The following is a 22,032-nucleotide window of genomic DNA, read 5'->3' as shown; positions in this document are numbered from 1 at the left end:
AAATCAACACCGGGCGATGCCGGTGCATGGCTCTAGTTTGGCAGGCGGAACAAGAGGCGTAGCCGGGTTCCCAGCAGGCTACCGGCAAAGGCGGCTATCAACCATAGCCAGCCATGCAAACTGCCGGAGACTATACCACCAAAATAGGCACCGATGTTACAGCCAAAAGAGATTGTTGCACCGTAGCCCAGCATTACTCCGCCCAGTATGGCTGCAAACCAATGAATGCTCGGGATCTGCCATTGCCAGCTGAATTTTCCGGCCAGCGTAGCGGCCAGAAAAGCTCCCAGAATAATGCCGATGTTCATGACTGAGACGGTATCGCTCAGTAAAGGCTCCATCAAGGCTTCTTCGCGTCCTGGCTGCAGCCAGTATGCCCAGAAATCTAATTCTAACTCCAGCCCGATGGCAAAGGTTTCTTCCAGCCACAGGTAGGCTTTTGCACCCCAGAGGGGGTAGGCGACTGCAACGGACCAGGGTCGTCCGGTTTCAGCGAGTACGGCAAAGTTAAGCAATGCCAGTACCACGCCGCCCCAGATAAAAGGCCAGGGCCCCTGTAGTAGCATTTTCAGATTGAAGTTGTGTTGGCGAAGATCCTGTTCAATATCACCGTGGTAACGCTTTTCCAGCCAGAAAGAGAGGCTGGCAATGAGCGCAAAAAGGGCCAGGTTTACCGCAATAGCCAATCCGGTGCCCAGTGACTCAATGATCGCGACCGGTGCAAACTGAGGTAGGGTGGTCCACCACTCATAATCGGCACTGGCCCACAAGCCTCCAATCATAAAGCCAACCATGCTGGGAATGGCTCTAATCTGACCACCACCTACATGATAGAGGTTGCCTGATGCACAACCGTTGCCTAACTGCATGCCGATACCGAAAATGAAAGCCCCGAAAATAACAGACCAGCCAAGCGGGCGAGTGTAACCTGCAACGTCATCTCCCAGCAGCGTACCGCTGGAAAGTACTGGGAAGAACAGGCAGACAGCAACCCCCAGCATGAGCATCTGAGCACGAAGCCCTCGTCCCCGGCGATTAACGATTAGGTTCCGCCAGGCAGAGGTAAATCCGAAAGAGGCATGAAACAGAGAGAGACCGAGGGCTGCGCCCAGGATTAGCAGTGTCGCCTGGTGGCTGTCATATTCCCGGAGTAGATACAGGGATCCTGTAATCAGTAACAGCAGAGCCAGCGAAAGGCTGCGAAGCCGGTTAAAGCGCGCAGTGAGCGGCAGGGTTTCAATTTGATTCATGGGGGTATCGGGCAGACAGCTGGTTAAAAGTTGGCCACTATAGCACTCTTCGGAAGAGAAATGGAGTTAGACACAGGTATAAAAAAACCGGACACTGGCCCGGTTTTCTATACGGTGACAATCTTTATTTGAACGGAGTTACATATTTGCTCTTGTACTCTGTTGCCAGTAGCTTCGCTTGTTCCAGCTCAGTATCCGACAGTTTCATAACGATTCTTGACTGAATAGCGCTGGCGGTTGGATTGCCCAGCTCCAGTGCGTTTTGCAGCCATGCGTACGCGGTGATGTTAGTCTGTTGTCCCGCATCAGAACCGTGATTGTTGGAGTACATTGCGCCCAGGAAGAACATGGCATCCATATACCCTTTTTCAGCGGCTTTACGGTACCACTGCTCAGCTTGAGCGAAATCTTGTGCGACACCTGAGCCAAAGTTATAGGCCCGTCCCAGATTATGTTCAGCCTCTACCAGGCCTTGCTTTGCTGCCATTGAATACCAGTTCAGTGCTGCAGAGGTATCGCGGCTCACGCCATAACCAAACTCATACATCTCGCCTAAACGGTTTTGTGCGAGAGCATCACCGGAATCAGCAGCAGGCTCAACGGTCTTAAGTTCAACTCGATAGGCTTTATCTTTGTAAGCCCGGCGACTATTAACACATCCCAGATGGCCCTGATCACCACAGCGATTGTAAAATTTGACGGCCTTTGCTTCATCAGCGTCAACGCCCCAGCCGAATTCGTACATCTGACCCACCATGTTCATGGCATCTAGATTGTTTTCCCCGATTAGCGGCTCCAACTCAGACATCGCAGTGCTGTAATCCTGTGCTTCAAAGGCTTTAAGGCCTTTTGCCAAGCTAGCGGAAAATGCAGAGGCTGTGTTGAGAGTCAGTAGCAGACCGGTGGCGGCCAGTAGTAGTTTCTTACTCATCGTGATGGGCCCGTATAGTTGTATATAAAAAATTGGCGCCTATTATAGCGGCCTGCTTGGCTGTCTTGATAGGGACAAAACAGAAGTTTTTGACCGGGACTCTTGGCGCAGATCAGTTAATTGCTTAATTAGCAGGATCTAATGTTGGGCGTATTCTACATGATCAACCTGAAAAAAACAGGGTTTTGGTTAGGAAGTTGCGAGTATGCTCAAGGGGATTTAACTTCCCAGCAGCTCGATCATATAGCCATCCGGATCGCGGGCAAATGCCAGAATGGTTGAGCCGTGGAGCATTGGACCTGGTTCACGAACGATCTGACCGCCCTGCGCTTTGATTTTTTCACAGGCATCGTAGACATCCTCAACTTCGATGGCGATATGGCCGTAGGCGTTACCCATTTCGTAACTGCTTGTCTCCCAGTTATGGGTAAGCTCCAGTGCGGTAGTCTCGTGCTCGGGGCCGTAACCAAGAAAGGCGAGAGTGAACTTACCGTCTGGAAAATCTTTGCGGCGTAATAGTTTCATTTGCAGAATTTCAGTATAGAACGATATCGATTTTTGAAGGTCTGTGACTCTAAGCATTGTATGTAAAAGTCGCATTTTGGGCGCTCCCTGTTTGTGGCCTGATAGCTATTCATCGTAAACTATAGCCAAGACAGATCAAATTCATCGTTGAGTATTCTGTTATCTGTATCGGTAATTAAGGTGTATGTATGTTTCAAGATATGTCTAAAGCCCTGGACCAGTCTATGGGGCCGTTTAAAGAACTGGTAAATATTCAAACTAAAATGCTGGAAGAGCTAACACGTCAGCAGATGGCTTGTACTAAGGCCTGCATAGACGCGACGGTGGCGCAGACCCGTCAGATGCAAGGCTGTAATTCGCCTGAAGAGCTGATTAAGCTTCAACAGGATTACGCTAAACAGCTGGAAAGCTCTTTGAAAGAAGCAAATGATAATAATATGAAAGCATTGAACAGCGCCTGCGAATCAGTTGAGCAGCTGGCGAGTGATGCTTTCGATGCTTTTGCGCCTAAAACGTAGATGCAGGTCTGGTTTAACTACTAAGTGAGTTTTGATGAGTAAGGAAATAGGCCTTTTTTACGGTTCCACGACTGGTAATACCGAGAGTTGTGCCGAATTGATTGCTACCCGAATAGGTATGGATCGGGTTGAGCTGCGAGAGCTTGCCAACGACGGATTAGACACAATATCTGACTACCGTTATCTGATTTTGGGTATGCCTACCTGGGATTATGGTGAGTTGCAGGAAGATTGGTCCGATGTCTGGGCCGAGCTGGATGATATTGATTTCAGTGGTGTTAATTGTGCTTTGTTTGGTCTGGGTGACCAGGTGGGCTATGGCGAGTGGTTCCTTGATGCCATGGGCGCTTTGCATGATAAGTTAGTGAGCCGTGGCGCGGTACTCACCGGCTACTGGCCCGTGGAAGGTTATCGTTTTGAAGGGTCGAAAGCACTTGTTGAGGATCAGAGCCAGTTTGTAGGGCTGGCGCTGGATGAGGATAGTCAGAGTGATCTGACGGCTGAGCGGGTAGAGCGTTGGGTGCCTCAGGTATTGTCGGCGTTCGGCATCTGAGACATTACTAGCTACCGTTGATCCACAGGTGGGCTGCGATGCTGAGAATGTATCCCAGCCCTATTGCCCAGCTCCATTTAAGATGGCTGTAAAAAGTATAAACTCCCTGTGCTTGTCCCATCAGAGCGATTCCCGCCGCCGAACCAATAGAGAGTAACGACCCACCAACTCCCGCTGTTAAAGTGATTAACAGCCACTGATTGCCTGACATATCCGGTTGCATCGTTAAGACAGCGAACATTACCGGGATATTATCGATCAGCGCAGAGAGTAAGCCGATCAGGCTGTTAGACAGCGTAGGCCCCAGGTTGTTGTAAACTAGATCGGATAGCAGCGTCAGATAGCCCAGCGTTGCTAGCCCGCCTACTGCCATGACGATGCCGTAAAAGAACATCAACGTATCCCAGGAAGAGCGTTCCACTACTTTGAAGATGTCGAATCGGCGGATGACGTCGGTATGATCGCCTTTCATCTTGCTGATGTCGGTCAGATTTTCTGAATGGTGATTATGGATATGACCAGTATCGCGAATTCCGGCTTCAAACTGACTCAGATAATAGCCATACAACTTGAGAACCCCCAGTCCGGTCATCATGCCCAGTACTGGCGGCATATGCAGTAAGGCGTGGCTGCTGATTGCCAGCAAAATAGTCGATAGAAAAAGAATCAGGATGGGCACGGCGCCGGGCTTCATTTGACGTTTCTGGCCTCGTCTGTCCGGCAGGGGTTTAATTCGTTCAACGGTCAGGCACATCAGACAGGCCGGTACTAACCAGTTAATCAGAGACGGAATAAAGAGGCTGAAGAAACCACTAAAGCTGATCATTCCTTTTTGCCAGACCATCAGCGTGGTTATATCCCCGAAGGGACTAAAGGCTCCGCCAGCATTGGCGGCGACAACGACGTTGATACAGCCGACGGTAACAAATTTGACGTTATTATGGCCGACGGCCATCACCACGGCGCCCATTAGCAGTGCGGTGGATAAGTTATCGGCGATCGGTGAGAGAAAAAAAGCCATCAATCCGGTGGTCCAGTATATCTGGATCAGGGTGAGCTGGCGGGCGATGAGCCAGGCTCTTAAGGCCGCAAAGACCAGGCGTTCTTCAAGGGTGGTTATAAAAGACATTGCTGCCAGCAAGAAGAAAAAAAGTTCGGCATAGTCCAGCAGGTTGTGGCGAAACGCCTGAGCAGCACTAACTGTATCGCCATCAAGGCTAAATGCCAGTCCGACCAATAGCCAGATCAGGCCAGCGGCGATGATCATCGGTTTGGACTTACGCAGATGGAAAAACTCTTCGCCCAGCACAAACAGATAACTGATCAGAAAGATGGCAATACAGGTGATGCCGATAAAGGTTCCGGTGTATGAACTGCTGCTTTCAACAGCAGCGAGAGCTGGCGTGGACAGTAATGCCAGAGATGAGCAACAGAGGATCAGCAGAGGATACATTTTATGCCAGTTAGCTCGCGGTTCCCTTCGTGAGTTCTAATTCTTGCTGATAAAGGGGGTGAAAGTCGAGTTTTTTCAGTGCTTTTGATACACAGAGGCAGGTGAATCGGGTAAAATGTGCTGCTTTTTTAAACGCCCATTTTTCTTTACCGGTTCATTAATTTATTGATTCATCATTTAACTGGTACACAGAAGCAGAGAGTTAAGCGACACGATGGAAATCAATCCGATCACCAATAGCCTTAAAGATATCACCGACCGCACCGAAACTTTGCGTGCCTATCTGGAATACCCGGAGAAGCAAGAGCGTCTGGAAGAGGTCACCCGTGAGCTTGAGGATCCGGCTGTCTGGAATGAGCCAGAACGTGCCCAGGCGTTGGGTAAAGAGCGTGCGATGCTGGAAGGGGTGGTGAAAACCATCGATGATCTGACATCAGGCGTTACTGATGCTCGTGACCTGCTGGATATGGCGGTTGAAGAGGATGATGAAGACACCGTAGAGGAAGTTCGCACTGAAGTCGGGGGACTTGAAGAGCTTCTGAATCAGTTGGAATTCCGGCGTATGTTCTCCGGTGAAGCTGATGGTAATAATGCCTTCCTGGATATTCAGTCCGGTTCCGGTGGTACTGAAGCCCAGGATTGGGCTGAAATGATGTTACGTATGTACCTGCGTTGGGGCGAAGATAAAGGCTTTAAAACTGAGCTGCTGGAATGTTCCGCGGGCGATGTGGCGGGCATTAAGTCAGCGACGATTAGTTTTCAGGGTGAGTATGCATTTGGCTGGTTGCGCACCGAAACCGGTGTGCATCGCCTGGTACGTAAATCCCCGTTTGATTCCGGCGGTCGCCGTCATACCTCTTTCTCTTCGGTGTTTGTCTCCCCAGAGATCGATGACAATATTGAGATAGATATTAATCCAGCGGATCTGCGAGTTGATGTATACCGCGCCTCCGGTGCTGGTGGACAGCACGTTAACCGGACTGAGTCAGCGGTACGTATTACCCATGAACCTTCCGGCGTTGTAGTACAGAGTCAGAGTCAGCGCTCTCAGCATCAGAACAAAGATACCTGTATGAAACAGCTGCGGGCGAAGCTATATGAGCTGGAGATGTTGAAGCGTTCAGAAGCGGCGCAGGAACAGGAAGATAATAAAGCGGATATCGGCTGGGGCAGCCAGATTCGCTCCTATGTATTGGATGATCAACGGATTAAAGATCTGCGTACCGGCGTGCAGAGCAGTAACTGCGATAAGGTGTTGGATGGCGATCTGGATCAGTTTATTGAAGCCAGTCTTAAAGCCGGTCTTTAAGCTACTGCGCTCGATATTACGGCGTTAAAAGTTGGTTCAGAATGCTCACTTAGTAAACTAAGCTCCGCTTCTTCATCAACTTTTGCCTTGTTCTATCTTCGCTCGTAACGCTTAACAGATTTAGAACATATGAAGAAATTGCCACTAGGTGATTTCTAGAATTAAAGATTTAACCATTAAAGGTTCCACAGAATATGTCTGATAACACTCAGCAGCAAGATGAAAACCGCCATATTGCGGAGCGTCGTGAAAAACTTAACGGGCTGCGTGAAGCGGGTAATGCTTTTCCAAACAAATTCCGTCGTGATAGCTATGCTCAGGATCTGCAGGATCAGTATGGCGATAAAACCAAGGAAGAGTTAGCGGAAGCTGGTATCACTGTAAGCATTGCTGGTCGTGTGATGCTTAACCGGGGTGCCTTTGGTGTTGTCCAGGACATGTCTGGCCGGATTCAGTTTTATGTGAATAAAGAAGCTCGTCCTTTTGCTAAGTCACTGGATTTGGGCGACATTATCGGTGTAACCGGTATTCTGCATAAGTCTGGTAAGGGCGATCTGTATGTTGATCTGGGTGAGTATGAGCTGCTGACCAAAAACCTGCGTCCACTACCGGATAAGCACAAAGGCCTGCAGGACACAGAGATCCGCTACCGTCAGCGCTATGTTGATCTGATTACCAATGAACACTCGCGTAAAGTGTTTGAAACCCGTTCAAAGATAGTATCGGGTATCCGTAGCTATCTGTCGGATCGTCGTTTCATGGAAGTTGAAACACCGATGCTGCAAGTGATTCCAGGTGGTGCGACCGCACGCCCATTTATTACTCATCACAATGCCCTGGACCGGGATATGTTTCTGCGTATAGCCCCTGAGCTGTATCTGAAGCGGCTGGTTGTGGGTGGCTTTGATCGTGTATTCGAGATTAACCGTAGTTTCCGTAACGAAGGTCTCTCTACGCGTCATAATCCAGAATTTACCATGATTGAGTTCTATCAGGCCTATGCCGATTACAAGGATCTGATGGACCTGACCGAAGATATGCTTCGCACCGTTGCGCAGGATGTACTGGGTACGACCACTATCGTCAATACGGTCCGAAATGATGATGGCGAAGTGCTGGAATCTTTTGAATACGATCTTGAGAAGCCTTTTACCCGTCTCAGCGTATTTGACTCTATTTTGCACTATAACGACGATATCACAGCGGAAGCGCTGGCGGATGAACACGCTGCACGCCAGATCGCAGAGCGAATGGATATCGACGTAAAAGACGGTTGGGGTCTGGGCAAAGTTCAGATTGAGATCTTCGAGAAGACGGTTGAACATCGTTTGCATCAGCCGACGTTCATTACTGAGTATCCAACAGAGGTGTCACCGTTGGCCCGCCGTAGCGATGCGAATCCTTTTGTGACGGACCGTTTCGAGTTTTTCGTTGCCGGTCGCGAGCTGGCCAACGGTTTCTCCGAGTTGAATGACTCCGAAGATCAGGCGGAACGTTTCCAGGCTCAGGTTGCTGAGAAAGATGCGGGTGATGATGAAGCGATGCATTACGATGCGGATTACATTAACGCATTAGAATATGGTTTGCCTCCGACAGCAGGTGAAGGTATCGGTATTGATCGTCTGGTCATGCTGTTTACTGATTCGCCTTCGATCCGTGACGTTATTCTCTTCCCGGCGATGCGCCCAAGGGTCTGATGCACCGTTGAAGAGAACAGGTTAATCTATAAGGGCTGCCTTCGGGTGGCCCTTTTTGTCTTTAGGAAAGCCTTTATGAGTTGGTTAATACCGCAGCAAAAGCGACATCTACCCGGAAAACGCTGGATCAGTATTGCCTTGCGCTCTTTGCATCTGGTGGGTATTGCCGGGCTGGCTGGAGCCTATCTGTTTAACCAGCCGCAATCGGTATGGTTTCCCTACCTGATTGTGGGCGTGGGCAGTGGTGTATTAATGGTGGCCAAAGAGCTCTATGTTGATACTATCTGGCTCTACCAGTTGCGGGGTCAGTTGGTGTTGTTCAAATTATTACTACTGGCGGCCGGGATTTATTGGTTTGCTCAGCCTCAGGCCTGGATCTATATTCTGGTTATTCTGATCTCCGGCATCATTTCTCATGCGCCGGGTAAAATTCGTTATTACTCAGTTATCTATGGCAAGACGTTCACCCGGGAAGTGTGGATGGGGATGAGTGAGCCTAAGATCAGAGACTGTGGCGATAATTAATATAAACAATTGATAGTATAAGGAAGCACGAATGGTGCTGGAAAATGCCCCTGGCTGGCAATCCTGGCTGGCCCCTGAGTTCGATGCGCCCTATATGCAGACGCTACAAGCGTTTTTGCAACAGGAGCAGCTAGCGGGAAAAGTAATCTATCCCGATGCTAAGCATTGGTTTCACGCCCTTGAAGCGACCCCTCTGGAGCAAGTCCGGGTGGTCATTATCGGTCAGGACCCTTACCATCAGCCTGATCAGGCCCATGGATTGAGTTTTTCTGTGCGCCCAGGCATCAAAACACCCCCTTCGCTGGTAAATATCTACAAAGAGCTGGAAACAGATATGGGGATTCCCCGGGCCTCCCATGGTTGTCTTGAAAACTGGGCGCAGCAGGGCGTCTTACTGCTCAATGCTGTGTTGACGGTAGAAAACTCTAAAGCTGGCTCGCACCAAAAGAAAGGCTGGGAGCAGTTCACTGATCGGATTATAGCGACCGTAAATGAGCAATGTGAGAATGTTGTTTTTATGCTCTGGGGTAGTTATGCCCAGAAGAAAGGCGCAAAGATAGATCTTCAACGACACCTTATTCTTGAGTCTGCGCATCCCTCTCCCCTGGCTGCTTATCGGGGCTTCTTTGGCTGTCAGCACTTTAGTCAGGCGAATGCTTATCTTTCGGCTAATGGACGTAGCCCAGTTGATTGGCAGCTTCCTGAGATAGGTTAGTAGCTAGACGCAACTGCGTCGCTCGCTAGAGCGGCGCGCCTGCTAGTGGCCAGAAAGATCAAGAGCTTTAAAAGAACTCGTCTGGTAAGGTGATGATTGTGATACGCTTTTTCTAGCCACTAGCCACTAGCCACTAGCCACTAGCCACGTCTTGCAAGGAAAGCGAAGCTTTCCGCTCTGTCGACTGAAAGGAGACGCTTTATGCCCGATACGGTTCGTTTGAAGGTCTTTCATCTGGATTCAGAGGCTCAATCAGCCCTTTCACAGCTATTTGAGCTGCGGCTGGATGAGATTTGGGCGGGTGGCCTGCACACCTGTCTGGGACAAGATATGAATCGTGCCTGCTGGCTACGTTTTCGTCTGGGGGACGAACAGTGGATCGAAATCAGTGTTGCTCGCCATCAGTTTAAAGATGGATTTACTGTGGGCAGTCTGGCGGTGCAGGAGGTTGAGGCGATTGTTCCCCGTCCTGATCATTGCAGCTGGATCAGTTTGCCAGTAGCCGCCCGGTTGGAGTCTATTGATATTTATGAACAGCGTGAGTTGATCGATATCGTTGCCTCCGATCTTGATATCCCCTCAGAATCACTTAATTACGACGCGCTGTTGGTGCTGCAGCTGGATAATGGCTCCGCTATTATGCTGGGAATGGAGCAGGACTTTGTAGATGGAGAGTTGGTGGTTTTGCAGACTGATCAGCCTGAGGAACAGATAGGCCCGGGGTTACGCCTGCGACGTACATTGGAAAGTAGCTAAAACGCTCTTTCACTACTGTTCTGGTGAGACTTTTCGAGTTGCTGGAAAGGGAAATTTAGCAGAGAGTTATCACCATTGTTAATGGTGACTAAAGATAAAAAAACCGCCATAGAGGCGGTTTTTTACGTTATGTTTTCGACCTTTAAGCGCGGCCGGTAAACTTACGGTCTTCTACATTGACTTTGACTCGGTCACCGGTGGATATGTGCTCAGGTACTTGAATCATTAGTCCTGTGGATAGTTTTGCTGGTTTAGTCCGGGCGGTAGCTGAGCCACCTTTGATCGATGGGTCCGTTTCGATGATCTCAAGTTCAACAACTCCGGGCAGATCCAGAGCAACGGGTGCGTCGTTAACAATCACGACATGCAGACCCTGGGAATCATCGGTTACGAACTGCAGTTCATCCTCGATAGACTCTTTGTTCAGGCTATACGAACTGTAATCTTCACTGTCCATAAAGACATACTCATCACCATCGGAGTATGAGAAAGTGACCGCGCGGCGAATCAGGTCTGCCAGATTTAATATATCTGAGTCTTTAAAGGTTTCATCAATTTTATGGTTGGTAGACACATTGTACATACGCATACGATAGAGGCTTCCACCGGCACGGCCCTGTGGTACTGAACGCTCTATATCGCGAATAATATAGGCTTCACCGTTAATATCGACTGCGGCATTTCTTTTTATTTCACTGGCTTTAGGCATCTTGTCTGGTCCCGAGGTAAAATGTAAGGGTGATCAAATTATAAGTAGTTATTCATCTGCAACTACATCGTCTTCCGTTCAAACAGTTCAGCATCCAGTTCGTAGGGCAGGTCCAGGCGTTGTAATGGCTGGTCGCTGCCTTCAAGTGTTAGGGTTGCTGTTGCGTCATCAAAGCTCGTTTTCAGCATCACGGCCAGTAATTCACCGCTGTTATTCAGATCCGGATCCATGGCTGCGCTGACCAGAGTGCCGACGCCAGCACGATCTGCTGAGTTAATTTTAGTCCCGGCGGCAGGAGCGCTGTCGGCGTTGAAACGTAAGCGGTACATGGGTCGGTTAAGCTTCCCCCGATGCTGTAAACGGGTAACGACTTCCTGACCGGTATAGCAGCCTTTAGTAAAGCTTACACCGTCAAATGTCTGCAGATTAACCATCTGGGGTATAAAGGTTTCTAATGTGTCACTGCTTAGAGAAGGGATGCCATAACGGATCTCTTCAGACAGCCAGAGGTTAGTGTCGGATAAAGTCGCACTTTTCTGTAGTTCGGGTAGCAGTGCTGTCGCTTTTTCCAGGGGTAGCCAAAGTTCAAATCTGTCACCGGGCGTTTTAATCAGAACACTACTTTCACTTAAGCTGAAGGCTTCGGTTTCTCTTGGTACGTTGAAGCCAGCTGCTTGCAATAGCTCAGAAGCTTGCTCTCCGGCTATACCTAAACCAACAATCGTATCAGAACGATCCTGAGTTTCGGCTTTAGAGAAAATCATATACTTTTTCAGGTTGGCCATCGCCGCGTCCAGTATCTGACGTTCGGTACGTAACCAAAAACCGCCTTCTGCAGGCATTAAACGGCTCAGACTAATCATACTGCCTTTGATGTTGCAGTGAGCGCCGAGTAAGCTTCTGCCTGCACTGACCTGGGCGATATCGCAGGATAGTTGACCTTGAAGAAATTTTTCAGCATCGGGGCCGACAACGTCAAACAGACCCAGATGAGTCAGAGGGGTTATGGTTGTCGAAGAGGAAGCACCTGTCGGCTTAGAAACCTGACAATGACCCCGTTCATCAACCTGTACTCCCAGTGTATTAAGTGTGTCTAACCAGCTCATAATAAAACCTGAAATAAATGTATGTAAGTGCCTACAAACCTGTAGGTGCCTTATATGATGCTCTCAACCTTTTTGTAAGACGAGTTAGTCTTGGCTGATAGCTTGTCCTAAGCGAACTGTATCTTCAGCTTTTAGCGACTCAGTCCACTCAATGGCGTCTTTACCAAGCAGTAAAACGACTGTGGAACCCAGTTTGAACCGGCCCATCTCTTCACCTTTTTGAAGTGTAACGGGCTCAGAGGGAGTCTGGTGATCAACACGCCAGCTATTCTTTTGTGGTGGTGCAACCTGTCCACCCCAGACGGTTTCGATACCCGCCACGATCATCGCACCGACTAATACCATCGCCATGGGCCCCCGTTCCGTATCAAAGATAGCAATCAGGCGTTCATTTCGGGCAAACAGGTTATCGACACCTTCTGCTGTGGTTTGGTTGACTGAGTATAGATCGCCAGGGACGTAAATGCTTTCTCTGAGTGTACCGGTAATCGGCATATGTACACGGTGATAATCACTTGGCGAAAGATAGATGGTAGCGAAACGACCATTGATAAAGGGCTCAGCCAGGTCTGCGTGGCCACCTAAGAGTGTACTCAGACCGTAGCCGCGACCTTTTGCCTGAAGTATGCGGCCGTAGTCTATAGGGCCGATCTGGCTAATGGCACCATCAGCAGGTGATACGACAGAGGCTTCATCAAGGGGACGCATGCCTGGCTTTAATGCCCGGGTAAAAAAGGCATTAAAGTTTTCAAATTGTTCCAGATCTTCGACGACCGCTTCCGACATATTTACCCTGTATTGTTTGGCAAATAGCTTAATGAAAGGGCGTTTGATCCAGTTGCAGCGGCTTTCTGCAAGGTAGCCTACGGCGCGGGAGAGCAAGTGTTGCGGCAACAGGTGTTGCAGCAGAATAAACAGAGAGTCTTTCACAGTCAGTTTTCCGAAAGTTGTTCCGATCGATCGTGGTGTTTGGGTATAAGGTCAGGGCTCAACCGGTGTGTCTTCCCGGTTACCCCATTCAAACCAGGAGCCATCGTAGCAGCGTACCTTGTCGAACCCAAGGTGTTTTGTAAACAGATAGCTCAACCCTGAACGACGATGGGTCTGGCAATGGGTGATTACCGTTTTATCCGGGGTTACGCCGAGTGCGGCTAGCTCCGCCCGAATATCTTCAGCAGGGCGCAGCTCAGGATAGTCAGTAGAGACTAACGCACGGGTCCATTCATAGTTAACAGCCCCGGGAATATGTCCGCCGCGTTTAGCATTGATCACTTTTTCACCGCTGAACTCCGCCGCTGAGCGAACGTCGAGCACGATATGGTTTGTATCTCTGAGATGATCAGTGATGTAGGCAATATCGGCTAAATAACCGGGCTCTGAAGTGACAGGGTAGTGGCTGGGGATCGCTTTATTTTCGGTTGATTCTATAACGAAACCGGCGTTGATCCAGGCAGGCAGGTGGCCGTTAAGAAACGAGCAGTTACGGTGGCCAACGCTATGGAGAGTCCAGATCATGCGGCCAGCCCAGGGGCCCATCTGATCATCGTAGACAACGACCTGCTGGTCGGCGGTAAGCCCCAGTTCTCCGAATAAGCTGCTGATCTGTTCAGGTTGCGGAATCTTATTAGCAATATCTCCGCTGCCGCGTAGGAGCCTGGCAGGATCCATATGGATGGCCCCGGGGATATGTCCCTGTAGATAATTTTCCCGGGAAGAGAGGTCGATGACCAATATTTTACTATGGGCTTGGGCGGTGGAAAGTTGTAACGGTGATATCACCAGTGGCAGGCTCATTTACGGGCTCCAGCTCGTGTTTTGTATACTTCTTTCAGGCACAGCCCGGCGGCCGTGCTGAGATATTTAAATTTTTCCTGATGAAAATTCTGGACGCCATCCTGTTGGCCTTCCCGATCGGCGTAAAGAATAGCAATAGGTTTACTGCCCGCAAATATCGACATGATCAGGTAGTTTTGATCACTGAGATAACGGCTGTAGGTGCCGGGTAGCATTGCCTTTATGCGTTGCCTGTTCTCTTTGGTGACCAGTATACAGCCCTGTTTATCATACAAACGGAAGAACAGGCTATTAGAGGCTAGTGGGTGACTTGAAAGCAGTAATGGGTGTCCATCTTCAAAGCCGACGCCTTTAACTACTTTAATAGTGTCGCTTTTTGGTGGAATAATATTCAGGGCAAGGCGTTTAAGACCAAGGCCTTCGGTAAGCCCGCGGAGTAGATCGTCCAGTACCTGGGTTCCCTGAGTGTAGTGGTCTGCTCGTTTAATAAAGCGCTCGGCGTACATCTCGTAGATATCTTGATTCAGGAAATCAAATTCTGGTTTTGGCTCTGCTATTGTGGGCGGTGTTTCACTTTTCTCGGTTACTTCAGAGCGGTTTTCATCGGTGAGTGCATTATCGCTTTCAGGTTTATTTTTACTTTTCTGATAAACAGTGCTGTTGGCCGTAGCACTGGCTTTCTGGCTTTTTTCGTTTTTAACCTGCAGGCTTGGATTAGCAGATTGTTCGCCAAATAGTTTGTTATCGGCGTTGGTTAAACGGTAGGTCATCTGAAGGTCAGATGGCAGCATTAACATATCAGCGGCGGGAGATAGTGTGCCCGGGACGTGGTAGCTTTGTGCCGCCAGTGCGCAGTTTTTGTGTAATAGCGCCTGAGTTTGATTCAGTTCTGAACGTAGATAATCATTAATAATATCAGTGATCTTCAGGGACGCTTCGCTACACCAGTCATAAGAGGTGGTATGGGCGAGCCAGACGCTCAGCTTTACCGGGAAAAATTTCTGCTGAGTCAGGTGGTTTAACTGGCGCAAGTCATCGCCATGTAAACGCGGATCGCCTAAGGCCCTCTGGTGCAGTTGAGTGATCATCTGTCGGTTGAGGGTGAAATCTTGCTCCAGAGTTGTCCTGGCCAGCTGTGATAATGGCCATAGATTTAACAGTTGTTTTGATATTGCCTCAACAGGACAGCCGAGTATCTGTGTCTCTGCAAGATCAGGCGCGATACCTTTATCCCGAATTAAAATCTGAATTCTGGACATGTGATAAGGGGCTTCAAGCCAAAGTAGCCAGTGACCTATATCGTAGAATAACGCAGCCTGATAGCTCTCTTCTGCGAACATGCCTCCCCGGGCCTGATGGAGCCAGCTGCGTATCTGGACAGCCGCGTGATGACTGTTGGCGACAACACGAAAATACATTTTTTGGGCTGTGCTGGCGGGGTTGAGCCGAATGCTGGGTAAATTTTTGACTAACTGTGTGATTTTTTGCAGGCCAAGCGAGCCGATGGCGTGATCAATGCTGGTGACTTCAGATTGTTTTTCATCATGAAGCTTACTGGCGGCTAATACCGCATGAAAGCTGAGCAAGGGGTCGGCTTTTATCAAACGACCTATATCGACAACTGAGCAGTTTTGATCGTTCAGTTTTTTTTCTAATCGCCTGATAATGCTGAGCCTGATTGGTGGTCGTTTATCACTTAGGAAACGACACCATTGTTCAGCATTTTGAGGGTTTTGTTGTTCGCTCATCAGCCCTGATTGCCTGCGTCTGTATCAATCCTGATTCAATGAATTCAGGATATGTTTATAACTATGTACCCGTTGTTCGCTGATATTACCCTCTTCTATAGCTGTTTTGATAGCGCAGCCGGGTTCCTGTTCATGGTTGCAGTCCCTGAATTTACAGTAACCGAGAAAAGGGGCGAATTCGCGAAACCCGTCAAGCAGGTTATGTTCATTGATGTGCCAGAGGCCAAACTCGCGTATTCCGGGAGAGTCGATGAGATCGCCGCCTTCTGGAAAATGAAAAAGTCGGGCGGTTGTGGTGGTGTGGGTTCCTTTACGGGTGGCTTCAGATAAAGCCCCCACTTTGAGGTCTATTCCTGGTAATAAGGCGTTAATCAACGATGACTTACCAACACCGGACTGGCCGACAAATACGCTGATTCGGCTATTAAGCTGCTCTCTGAGTGGCGCCAGGCCCTGCTGGTCTGTTGAGGATACGGTCATGACCTGATAACCAATAGAGCGATACAGCTCAATCATAGTCTCTATGCGGGCACGATTGTCATTGTTCAGCAGGTCGGTTTTATTTACGAGAAGAATTGGTTCGATGCCGCTCAGCTCCGCGGCTACCAGGTATCGGTCTATCAGGTTGTAATGGGCCAGAGGCTCCACCGCAATCGTAATGACGATCTGATCAATATTAGCGGCTACCGGTTTCAATTCGCCGTGGTTATTGGGGCGTTGCAGAATAGTTGTACGTGGTTGGGTGGCGACTACCACGCCGTATTCAGCGCCTGCACGCCAGATAACATTATCGCCGGTGACCAATGCATCCAGGTTGGTGCGCATATGACAGCGGAAAATCTGACCCGCAGCTTCACCCTCCAGTGCTTCGACATCAACCTGACGGCCAAAATGGGAGATGATCTGGCCATGTTGCTCGGGCCCCAGGTCACCACCTTCTAGTTGCTGATCAATATTCGAGTCTTTGCGGGCCGCTCGCTGGGCGCGCTCGTCCTGAATTTTTTGTACGCGCCAGGTCTGGCGTCGGTTAAGCTTTCGTTTCGACATTTATCAGCTAAATCTGCTATGGGGGTGAATTTGTACAGCCTGCTAAGGTATTCTATTCAGCAACAAATTTATAGTACTGACGCTAAGGAATACCATTATGTCACGGCAGAGTAATCTGATCTGGATCGATCTTGAGATGACCGGCCTGGATCCGGAGCAAGACCGGATAATTGAAATCGCCACTATCGTAACAGATTCGCAACTGAATATTCTTGCTGAGGGGCCTAATCTGGTCATTCATCAATCGGATCAACTACTGGATAGTATGGATGAGTGGTGTACGAAGCAGCATGGCCAGTCCGGCTTGACTCAGAATGTAAAAGACTCGGTTATCAGTGAACGTCAGGCTGAGCAGAATACCATCGATTTCATTGCCGGTTATGTCGATAAAGGGGCTTCACCTATCTGCGGTAATTCAATTGGGCAGGATCGACGCTTTCTGGTGAAATATATGCCGGAACTTGAAGCATTTTTCCATTACCGCAACCTCGATGTCAGTACTATTAAAGAGCTGGCCAGGCGTTGGGCGCCTGAGGTATTGGATGGGGTGGTGAAGAAAGGCTCGCATTTAGCATTGGACGATATCAAAGATTCAATTAATGAACTGGCGCACTACCGGGAAACCTTTTTTAAGCTCTGATGCGAATAATTGTTCGCCATGTTCTCAGTCTGGGAGGTGGATTTTTAACAATCAGAAGATGTATCCGGTCTTTACATCTACACTGATTAATAGAGCTTGTGAATCGATAGTATTCACGCGTAGATTGAGAGTTGTATAACCATAAGCTTAAAGCGTTGTTGGCACGAGAAGCAGATGACCGATTCAACCAGGATGGAAAATTTCAGGGAACATCAGCCACCGTCTGATGAAGTGTTGGCGATGTCTGTCGAGGAACTGGATCAAATTCTACGTTTCCAGCAGGCTATTTTTACTCAGGTGGCCAGTAATACGCCTTACCTCGAGGTGTTGTCGGCGCTTTGCCGGATGGCGGAAAAACTGCTGCCCGACTCAGTGGCCACGGTAATGTTGCGAGATGATCAGACCGGGTTGTTGAATGTATTGGTTGCTCCGAGTGTACCTCAGGAGGGAATCGATGCTTTGACGGGGCTGGCTCCCGGTCCGGGTAGTGGCTCTTGTGGTAATGCGGTTATGCGAAATGAGCCGGTGTTTGTTCGAGATACCTATACGGATCCACGATGGGAAGATCTGAGGCAGCTGGCTGTTGATTTTAACCTTTGTGCTTGCTGGTCGATGCCTGTCCGTAATAATGCTGGCAACGTCATAGGTTCATTTGCTTTATCATCATTTGAGAACCGCTCCCCCTCAGGGTTTCATACCCGGCTGTTGGATGTAGGCGCTTCAATGGTCAATATAGTTCTGGCAAAACAGTCTCAGGAAGATGCGTTGGAAGAGCAGCGGCAGCAGCTAATAACAGCGCTTGAGTTTGATTCGCTGACGGCCCTGCCGAATCAGGCAAAGCTGAAGATGGAGCTGGATCACTGTATCGCTGTGCAATCGCTGTTGTTAATGAATCTGGATAATTTCCGCTATATTAATAGCGCTTATGGCCCGGCATTCGGGGATCAGTTTCTCTGTAAAGTTGCTGAGTTACTGACGCAGCAGTTTCCGGACGCTGAATTACACCGGATAAACGCGGATGAGTTTGCGCTTTATTACCGTCAACCGGCCGAGCTACAACTGCAAATAGAGTCGTTTAAGCAGTACCTGTTTTGTCATCCGATTCAGATCGCTAATCAAAGTTTTAGTATTACGTTCACCGCGGGAGGCTCCACTAGCCGGACCGGTTTGCTTGAGCAAGCAGTTCAGGCGATGAGTCAGGCTAAAGCACGAGGGAAAAATCAATATCATCTCTACGATGCTGCACAGGATGAGCCTGATCAAGCATTGAGTCGGCAGTATATTAGCTGGAACGCTAAGTTGCATGATGCGCTGAACCAGGGACGGGTAATGCCGTTCTTTCAGGGGATCAGAGATAATGCTACCGGGCAAATCGTCAGTTATGAAGCTCTGGTGAGACTAGAGGTAGAGGGTGTTTTCTATACTCCTTATCATTTTCTGAATGTGGCCCGGTTGTCAGGTCTGTTACCAACGATTACCCGGGTTGTTGTTGATAAAGGGTTGGCAAAAATTACCGGAACAGGGCTGACGCTTTCTATCAATATTACTGAGGATGATCTGTTACAGGAATATCTGGAAGACTTTCTCACCGATAAGATAGCTGAGTACAGTGTTGAGCCACAGCAGATTGTATTGGAGATCCTTGAGGGAGTTAGTGCGGCCGGTAAGAAAAGCCATATTGCTCAGCTAAGTCGATTAAAACAGTTGGGATATAAGCTGGCGATCGATGACTTTGGTACGGAGTATTCCAACTTTGAGCGGATCGTAGAGCTGCATGTGGATATTGTGAAAATCGATGCTAAATATATCAAGCATATAGATACTGACAGTAAGAGCTATGAAATCACCCGGGCGATCGTTTTCTTTGCCCGTAATGCCGGTATTAAAACGGTGGCTGAGTATGTTCATAATGAAGCGGTTCAACAGGTCGTTGAATCCTTAGGTATTGATTTTTCTCAGGGGTATCTGTTCAGCGAACCCACGCAGGATCTACCTATCAACATCAAAAGCTAAGAGATAATCGTCATTGGAGTTTTCTGTTATGACGACTATATTCGGTGCTGTATTCGGTTGGATCTAATCCGGCAGTTTTTTTGCGCGGGGGTGATCCAGAATAGGGGTGTTGTTGACTGCTGTTTCAGTGTTTAGCTGGTCCAGCGCCCAGAGTGCGTGCTCACGTACTAACAAATCGTCAGTGTTTACCAGCTTTTGCAGTGCTTGAATGACGGCTTCTCCGCCTCGACTATTGCCTAGTGCTACGGCAATATTTCGTTGCCATCCACTGAATCCTGTCCGTCGAATGGCTGAGCCTTCGGTTCGCTTAAGAAATGTCGCCTCATCCCATGCCAGTAACTCGAGTAGAGACGCTTTATCCAGCTGATGACGAGGAGTGAAATCATCTTCATCGCTGGCCTGGGAAAAGCGGTTCCAGGGGCAGATTAACTGGCAGTCATCGCAGCCGAAAATACGGTTGCCGATGAGGGGTCTGAATTCCTCCGGAATGGCGCCTTTCAGTTCGATCGTCAAATAGGAAATACAGCGTCGAGCGTCCAGTTCATAAGGCGCGACGATCGCCTGAGTTGGACAGATATCGATACACGCCTGACACTGCCCACAATGCTCTTCAGTATAGGGAGAGTCGATGGGAAGCGGGAGATCAACAAACAGCTCGCCTAACAGGAACCAGGAACCGGCTTCACGGTTGAGTATGAGTGTGTGTTTGCCTTGCCAGCCCAGTCCGCTGTTACGGGCGAGAGGGCGTTCCAGTACCGGGGCGCTGTCAACAAAGGGGCGATAGCCAAACGGGCCGGTCAGGGTCTCAATAGCTTTGCCCAACTGACTGAGCTTTTTTCGCATCACCTTGTGATAATCCCGTCCCATGGTATAGCGGGAGATGTAGGCCTGGTCCGGGTTTTTGAGAATTCTGATAGTTTCAGTGTTGGGGGGCAGGCAGTTCATTCGCACGCAGATAATTCTCTGGGTGCCTTCTGTGAGCAGGGCTGGGTTTATTCTCTTTTCTATATTGTTTTCCAGGTAGTTCATCTCTCCCTGGTAGCCTTTGTCCAGCCAGCTTTCTAGTGCGTCAGCTTCTGCACTGAGATCGGTGCCGGTAATGCCGCACTGTTGAAAGCCAAGTGAAATGGCGGCGCTTTTGATCTGGTTCGCCAGGCTTTGTAGTGTTTCGGGGTCGTATTGAGTCATTGGCGCTATATAATGAAGTTAGAAAAAGTATCCAGAGAGTATGTTATGCCACATTCTGTATTGCCGGCCTCATTATACACAGCAGAACAGACACGCGCGCTGGATCAAACTGCGATTAACAGTGGCGTGCCTGGATTTAAGCTGATGCAGCGTGCGGGACATGCTGCTTTTGACCGGCTACGACATCGCTGGCCTGAGGCGTGTAGCGTTACAGTGCTGTGCGGCGGTGGTAATAACGGCGGTGACGGGTTTGTTGTTGCCGTTTTGGCACAGCGCCTGGGCATGCAGGTGCAGTTGCTCTGTATTGGTCCTGAGGATTTTTCCTCTGGCTTAACCGGTGAAGCTTTACAAGCCTGGAACTGGTTGCTGGAGGAGCAGGTACCTTATCAGCATTATGCCGGACAGCCCTTTGTTGGTGAGCTGGTTATCGATGCGTTGCTAGGTACTGGTATTGCCGGGACCGTAAGAGGGGATTTTCAGCGTGCCATTAATCAGCTAAATCGAACAGATACTCCGGTGGTCGCTTTAGATATTCCCTCGGGTTTGTGCAGTGATACCGGTGCCGTTATGGGAGTCGCGGTACGTGCGGATATGACTGTTACCTTTATTGGTGTTAAGCGAGGGCTGTTGACTCACCAGGGGCCTGAATATGTGGGTGAGTTGTTATTTGATAGTTTACGGGTAAGCGATGATGTCTATGAATCCGTAGAGGTGGCCGGGTTTATTACCGGAGCAGATGATGTCAGCCATCTGCTGCCGCCCAGAGAAGAGACAGCCCATAAAGGCAGCTGTGGTCACGTGCTGGTTGTGGGGGGAGATACTGGGATGGGTGGGGCTGTCATTATGGCAGCTCAAGCCGCCGGTCGCTGTGGTGCCGGGTTGGTAACAGTGGCGACCCGAACAGCTCACTTGGCCCCTTTGTTGACCCGCTGCCCTGAAGCGATGGCGGTTGGGGTGCGTTCAGGCGCTGAGTTGGACCGTTACATTCAACGAGCGGATGTGCTGGTGGTGGGGCCAGGTCTGGGTAAGCATGCCTGGGGCGAACAACTACTGATGGCTGCTCTGAAGAGTGAAAAACCCTTGGTGTTGGATGCAGATGCGCTTAATTTACTCGGCCAGAGGGGGGTATTTGGTCAGTTAAAGGGTGGTAACTGGGTGGTTACACCTCATCCAGGTGAAGCGGCACGTTTACTGGACTGCTCGGTGGCTGATGTGCAGGCTGATAGATTTGCTGCGGTGGTTGCTTTGCAGTCTGCTTTTGGCGGTGTTGCGCTATTGAAAGGGCCTGGAAGCCTGAGTTTTGATGGGGATGCTATCCATTTAAACCCGACGGGTAACCCGGGTATGGCCAGCGGGGGAATGGGAGATGTGCTCAGTGGCGTTATTGGTGCGTTGATCGCTCAGGGATTGTCTTCTGGGGATGCGGCTCGATTAGGCGCCTGGTTGCACGGGGCTGCTGCTGATAGAAATGCAGAACAAAAAGGTACCCGAGGTATGCAAGCGACCGATCTGTTGGCACAATTGCGTTTGTTGGTTAATGGGTTGTGAGGACAGA

At 49.4% G+C, this 22,032-nt stretch carries 21 protein-coding genes; 10 read left to right on the top strand and 11 right to left on the bottom strand.

Features of this window, described 5'->3' with window-relative positions; genetic code table 11:
* Nucleotides 1-32: 32 nt before the first annotated feature.
* From AMJAP_RS14815 to gloA, 3 genes are all read right to left on the bottom strand, one after another.
* Complete coding sequence (locus AMJAP_RS14815; RefSeq protein ID WP_019622667.1) at nucleotides 33-1,250, bottom strand: YeeE/YedE family protein; 1,218 nt, start codon at nucleotides 1,248-1,250, stop codon at nucleotides 33-35.
* Nucleotides 1,251-1,374: 124 nt separating this feature from the next.
* A complete protein-coding gene (locus AMJAP_RS14810) occupies nucleotides 1,375-2,181 on the bottom strand; it encodes a tetratricopeptide repeat protein (protein WP_019622668.1) in 807 nt (268 codons plus the stop codon).
* Nucleotides 2,182-2,400: 219 nt separating this feature from the next.
* A complete protein-coding gene (gene gloA / locus AMJAP_RS14805; protein WP_026340216.1) occupies nucleotides 2,401-2,781 on the bottom strand; it encodes a lactoylglutathione lyase in 381 nt (126 codons plus the stop codon).
* Nucleotides 2,782-2,894: 113 nt separating this feature from the next.
* On the opposite strand from gloA, the gene AMJAP_RS14800 reads away from it, so the two are divergent.
* Entirely contained in the window at nucleotides 2,895-3,224 is a 330-nt protein-coding gene (locus tag AMJAP_RS14800) for a phasin family protein (RefSeq protein ID WP_019622670.1), read from the top strand.
* Between the two features lie 34 nt (nucleotides 3,225-3,258).
* A complete protein-coding gene (gene fldB / locus AMJAP_RS14795) occupies nucleotides 3,259-3,777 on the top strand; it encodes a flavodoxin FldB (RefSeq protein ID WP_019622671.1) in 519 nt (172 codons plus the stop codon).
* 7 nt (nucleotides 3,778-3,784) lie between these two features.
* Here the strand turns inward: fldB and nhaD are convergent, their stop codons facing one another.
* Nucleotides 3,785-5,230, bottom strand: a complete 1,446-nt coding sequence (gene nhaD, locus AMJAP_RS14790) for a sodium:proton antiporter NhaD (protein ID WP_019622672.1) — start codon at nucleotides 5,228-5,230, stop codon at nucleotides 3,785-3,787.
* Between the two features lie 214 nt (nucleotides 5,231-5,444).
* Here nhaD and prfB point away from each other — a divergent pair, with 214 nt between their 5' ends.
* The 5 genes from prfB (at nucleotide 5,445) to AMJAP_RS14765 (ending at nucleotide 10,232) form a co-directional block, all read left to right on the top strand.
* The gene (prfB, locus tag AMJAP_RS14785; RefSeq protein ID WP_019622673.1) at nucleotides 5,445-6,539 is read left to right on the top strand and encodes a peptide chain release factor 2; all 1,095 of its coding nucleotides are present in this window, start codon (nucleotides 5,445-5,447) and stop codon (nucleotides 6,537-6,539) included.
* A 194-nt stretch (nucleotides 6,540-6,733) separates the two neighbouring features.
* Nucleotides 6,734-8,236 carry a lysine--tRNA ligase gene (lysS, locus tag AMJAP_RS14780; RefSeq protein ID WP_019622674.1) on the top strand — a complete coding sequence of 501 codons (1,503 nt, stop codon included), beginning with the start codon at nucleotides 6,734-6,736 and terminating at the stop codon, nucleotides 8,234-8,236.
* 75 nt (nucleotides 8,237-8,311) lie between these two features.
* Nucleotides 8,312-8,761: a hypothetical protein gene (locus tag AMJAP_RS14775; protein ID WP_019622675.1), complete on the top strand. Its 450-nt coding sequence runs from the start codon at nucleotides 8,312-8,314 to the stop codon at nucleotides 8,759-8,761.
* A gap of 31 nt (nucleotides 8,762-8,792) precedes the next feature.
* On the top strand, nucleotides 8,793-9,476 hold the full coding sequence (ung, locus tag AMJAP_RS14770; protein ID WP_019622676.1) for a uracil-DNA glycosylase: 684 nt from the start codon (nucleotides 8,793-8,795) through the stop codon (nucleotides 9,474-9,476).
* Between the two features lie 201 nt (nucleotides 9,477-9,677).
* Nucleotides 9,678-10,232: a hypothetical protein gene (locus tag AMJAP_RS14765; protein ID WP_019622677.1), complete on the top strand. Its 555-nt coding sequence runs from the start codon at nucleotides 9,678-9,680 to the stop codon at nucleotides 10,230-10,232.
* A 142-nt stretch (nucleotides 10,233-10,374) separates the two neighbouring features.
* Here the strand turns inward: AMJAP_RS14765 and efpL are convergent, their stop codons facing one another.
* The 6 genes from efpL to rsgA form a co-directional block, all read right to left on the bottom strand.
* A complete protein-coding gene (efpL, locus tag AMJAP_RS14760; protein WP_019622678.1) occupies nucleotides 10,375-10,941 on the bottom strand; it encodes an elongation factor P-like protein EfpL in 567 nt (188 codons plus the stop codon).
* A 62-nt stretch (nucleotides 10,942-11,003) separates the two neighbouring features.
* A complete protein-coding gene (gene ygfZ, locus AMJAP_RS14755; RefSeq protein ID WP_019622679.1) occupies nucleotides 11,004-12,047 on the bottom strand; it encodes a CAF17-like 4Fe-4S cluster assembly/insertion protein YgfZ in 1,044 nt (347 codons plus the stop codon).
* Nucleotides 12,048-12,131: 84 nt separating this feature from the next.
* On the bottom strand, nucleotides 12,132-12,977 hold the full coding sequence (asd, locus tag AMJAP_RS14750) for an archaetidylserine decarboxylase (protein WP_019622680.1): 846 nt from the start codon (nucleotides 12,975-12,977) through the stop codon (nucleotides 12,132-12,134).
* A 51-nt stretch (nucleotides 12,978-13,028) separates the two neighbouring features.
* Nucleotides 13,029-13,841: a sulfurtransferase gene (locus AMJAP_RS14745; RefSeq protein WP_019622681.1), complete on the bottom strand. Its 813-nt coding sequence runs from the start codon at nucleotides 13,839-13,841 to the stop codon at nucleotides 13,029-13,031.
* On the bottom strand, nucleotides 13,838-15,589 hold the full coding sequence (locus AMJAP_RS14740) for an HDOD domain-containing protein (protein WP_019622682.1): 1,752 nt from the start codon (nucleotides 15,587-15,589) through the stop codon (nucleotides 13,838-13,840). Before AMJAP_RS14740 ends, AMJAP_RS14745 begins: the two co-directional genes overlap by 4 nt.
* Nucleotides 15,590-15,613: 24 nt before the next feature.
* Complete coding sequence (gene rsgA / locus AMJAP_RS14735; protein WP_019622683.1) at nucleotides 15,614-16,636, bottom strand: small ribosomal subunit biogenesis GTPase RsgA; 1,023 nt, start codon at nucleotides 16,634-16,636, stop codon at nucleotides 15,614-15,616.
* Between the two features lie 97 nt (nucleotides 16,637-16,733).
* On the opposite strand from rsgA, the gene orn reads away from it, so the two are divergent.
* A complete protein-coding gene (orn, locus tag AMJAP_RS14730; protein ID WP_019622684.1) occupies nucleotides 16,734-17,276 on the top strand; it encodes an oligoribonuclease in 543 nt (180 codons plus the stop codon).
* Between the two features lie 174 nt (nucleotides 17,277-17,450).
* A complete protein-coding gene (locus AMJAP_RS14725; protein ID WP_236588729.1) occupies nucleotides 17,451-19,289 on the top strand; it encodes a GGDEF domain-containing protein in 1,839 nt (612 codons plus the stop codon).
* Nucleotides 19,290-19,352: 63 nt separating this feature from the next.
* On the opposite strand, the gene queG is transcribed toward AMJAP_RS14725, so the two are convergent.
* On the bottom strand, nucleotides 19,353-20,477 hold the full coding sequence (queG, locus tag AMJAP_RS14720; RefSeq protein WP_019622686.1) for a tRNA epoxyqueuosine(34) reductase QueG: 1,125 nt from the start codon (nucleotides 20,475-20,477) through the stop codon (nucleotides 19,353-19,355).
* A gap of 12 nt (nucleotides 20,478-20,489) precedes the next feature.
* Between queG and AMJAP_RS14715 the strand changes: the two genes are divergently transcribed.
* The gene (locus tag AMJAP_RS14715; RefSeq protein ID WP_019622687.1) at nucleotides 20,490-22,025 is read left to right on the top strand and encodes a bifunctional ADP-dependent NAD(P)H-hydrate dehydratase/NAD(P)H-hydrate epimerase; all 1,536 of its coding nucleotides are present in this window, start codon (nucleotides 20,490-20,492) and stop codon (nucleotides 22,023-22,025) included.
* The last annotated feature ends 7 nt before the right edge of the window (nucleotides 22,026-22,032 follow it).

This window comes from Amphritea japonica ATCC BAA-1530 (genome assembly GCF_016592435.1).
Classification (GTDB): domain Bacteria; phylum Pseudomonadota; class Gammaproteobacteria; order Pseudomonadales; family Balneatricaceae; genus Amphritea; species Amphritea japonica.
This window is presented reverse-complemented; position numbering and strand designations above follow the sequence as displayed.

What these genes read in the sequence shown, in the direction of transcription:
- AMJAP_RS14775 (WP_019622675.1), top strand. Translation starts at nt 8,312, where the DNA reads ATGAGTTGGTTAATACCGCAGCAAAAGCGACATCTACCCGGAAAACGC.
- ygfZ (WP_019622679.1), bottom strand. Translation starts at nt 12,047, where the DNA reads ATGAGCTGGTTAGACACACTTAATACACTGGGAGTACAGGTTGATGAA.
- AMJAP_RS14815 (WP_019622667.1), bottom strand. Translation starts at nt 1,250, where the DNA reads ATGAATCAAATTGAAACCCTGCCGCTCACTGCGCGCTTTAACCGGCTT.
- AMJAP_RS14765 (WP_019622677.1), top strand. Translation starts at nt 9,678, where the DNA reads ATGCCCGATACGGTTCGTTTGAAGGTCTTTCATCTGGATTCAGAGGCT.
- AMJAP_RS14745 (WP_019622681.1), bottom strand. Translation starts at nt 13,841, where the DNA reads ATGAGCCTGCCACTGGTGATATCACCGTTACAACTTTCCACCGCCCAA.
- AMJAP_RS14810 (WP_019622668.1), bottom strand. Translation starts at nt 2,181, where the DNA reads ATGAGTAAGAAACTACTACTGGCCGCCACCGGTCTGCTACTGACTCTC.
- AMJAP_RS14800 (WP_019622670.1), top strand. Translation starts at nt 2,895, where the DNA reads ATGTTTCAAGATATGTCTAAAGCCCTGGACCAGTCTATGGGGCCGTTT.
- gloA (WP_026340216.1), bottom strand. Translation starts at nt 2,781, where the DNA reads ATGCGACTTTTACATACAATGCTTAGAGTCACAGACCTTCAAAAATCG.
- orn (WP_019622684.1), top strand. Translation starts at nt 16,734, where the DNA reads ATGTCACGGCAGAGTAATCTGATCTGGATCGATCTTGAGATGACCGGC.
- ung (WP_019622676.1), top strand. Translation starts at nt 8,793, where the DNA reads ATGGTGCTGGAAAATGCCCCTGGCTGGCAATCCTGGCTGGCCCCTGAG.
- AMJAP_RS14725 (WP_236588729.1), top strand. Translation starts at nt 17,451, where the DNA reads ATGACCGATTCAACCAGGATGGAAAATTTCAGGGAACATCAGCCACCG.
- fldB (WP_019622671.1), top strand. Translation starts at nt 3,259, where the DNA reads ATGAGTAAGGAAATAGGCCTTTTTTACGGTTCCACGACTGGTAATACC.
- AMJAP_RS14715 (WP_019622687.1), top strand. Translation starts at nt 20,490, where the DNA reads ATGAAGTTAGAAAAAGTATCCAGAGAGTATGTTATGCCACATTCTGTA.
- queG (WP_019622686.1), bottom strand. Translation starts at nt 20,477, where the DNA reads ATGACTCAATACGACCCCGAAACACTACAAAGCCTGGCGAACCAGATC.
- prfB (WP_019622673.1), top strand. Translation starts at nt 5,445, where the DNA reads ATGGAAATCAATCCGATCACCAATAGCCTTAAAGATATCACCGACCGC.
- AMJAP_RS14740 (WP_019622682.1), bottom strand. Translation starts at nt 15,589, where the DNA reads ATGAGCGAACAACAAAACCCTCAAAATGCTGAACAATGGTGTCGTTTC.
- lysS (WP_019622674.1), top strand. Translation starts at nt 6,734, where the DNA reads ATGTCTGATAACACTCAGCAGCAAGATGAAAACCGCCATATTGCGGAG.
- efpL (WP_019622678.1), bottom strand. Translation starts at nt 10,941, where the DNA reads ATGCCTAAAGCCAGTGAAATAAAAAGAAATGCCGCAGTCGATATTAAC.
- rsgA (WP_019622683.1), bottom strand. Translation starts at nt 16,636, where the DNA reads ATGTCGAAACGAAAGCTTAACCGACGCCAGACCTGGCGCGTACAAAAA.
- nhaD (WP_019622672.1), bottom strand. Translation starts at nt 5,230, where the DNA reads ATGTATCCTCTGCTGATCCTCTGTTGCTCATCTCTGGCATTACTGTCC.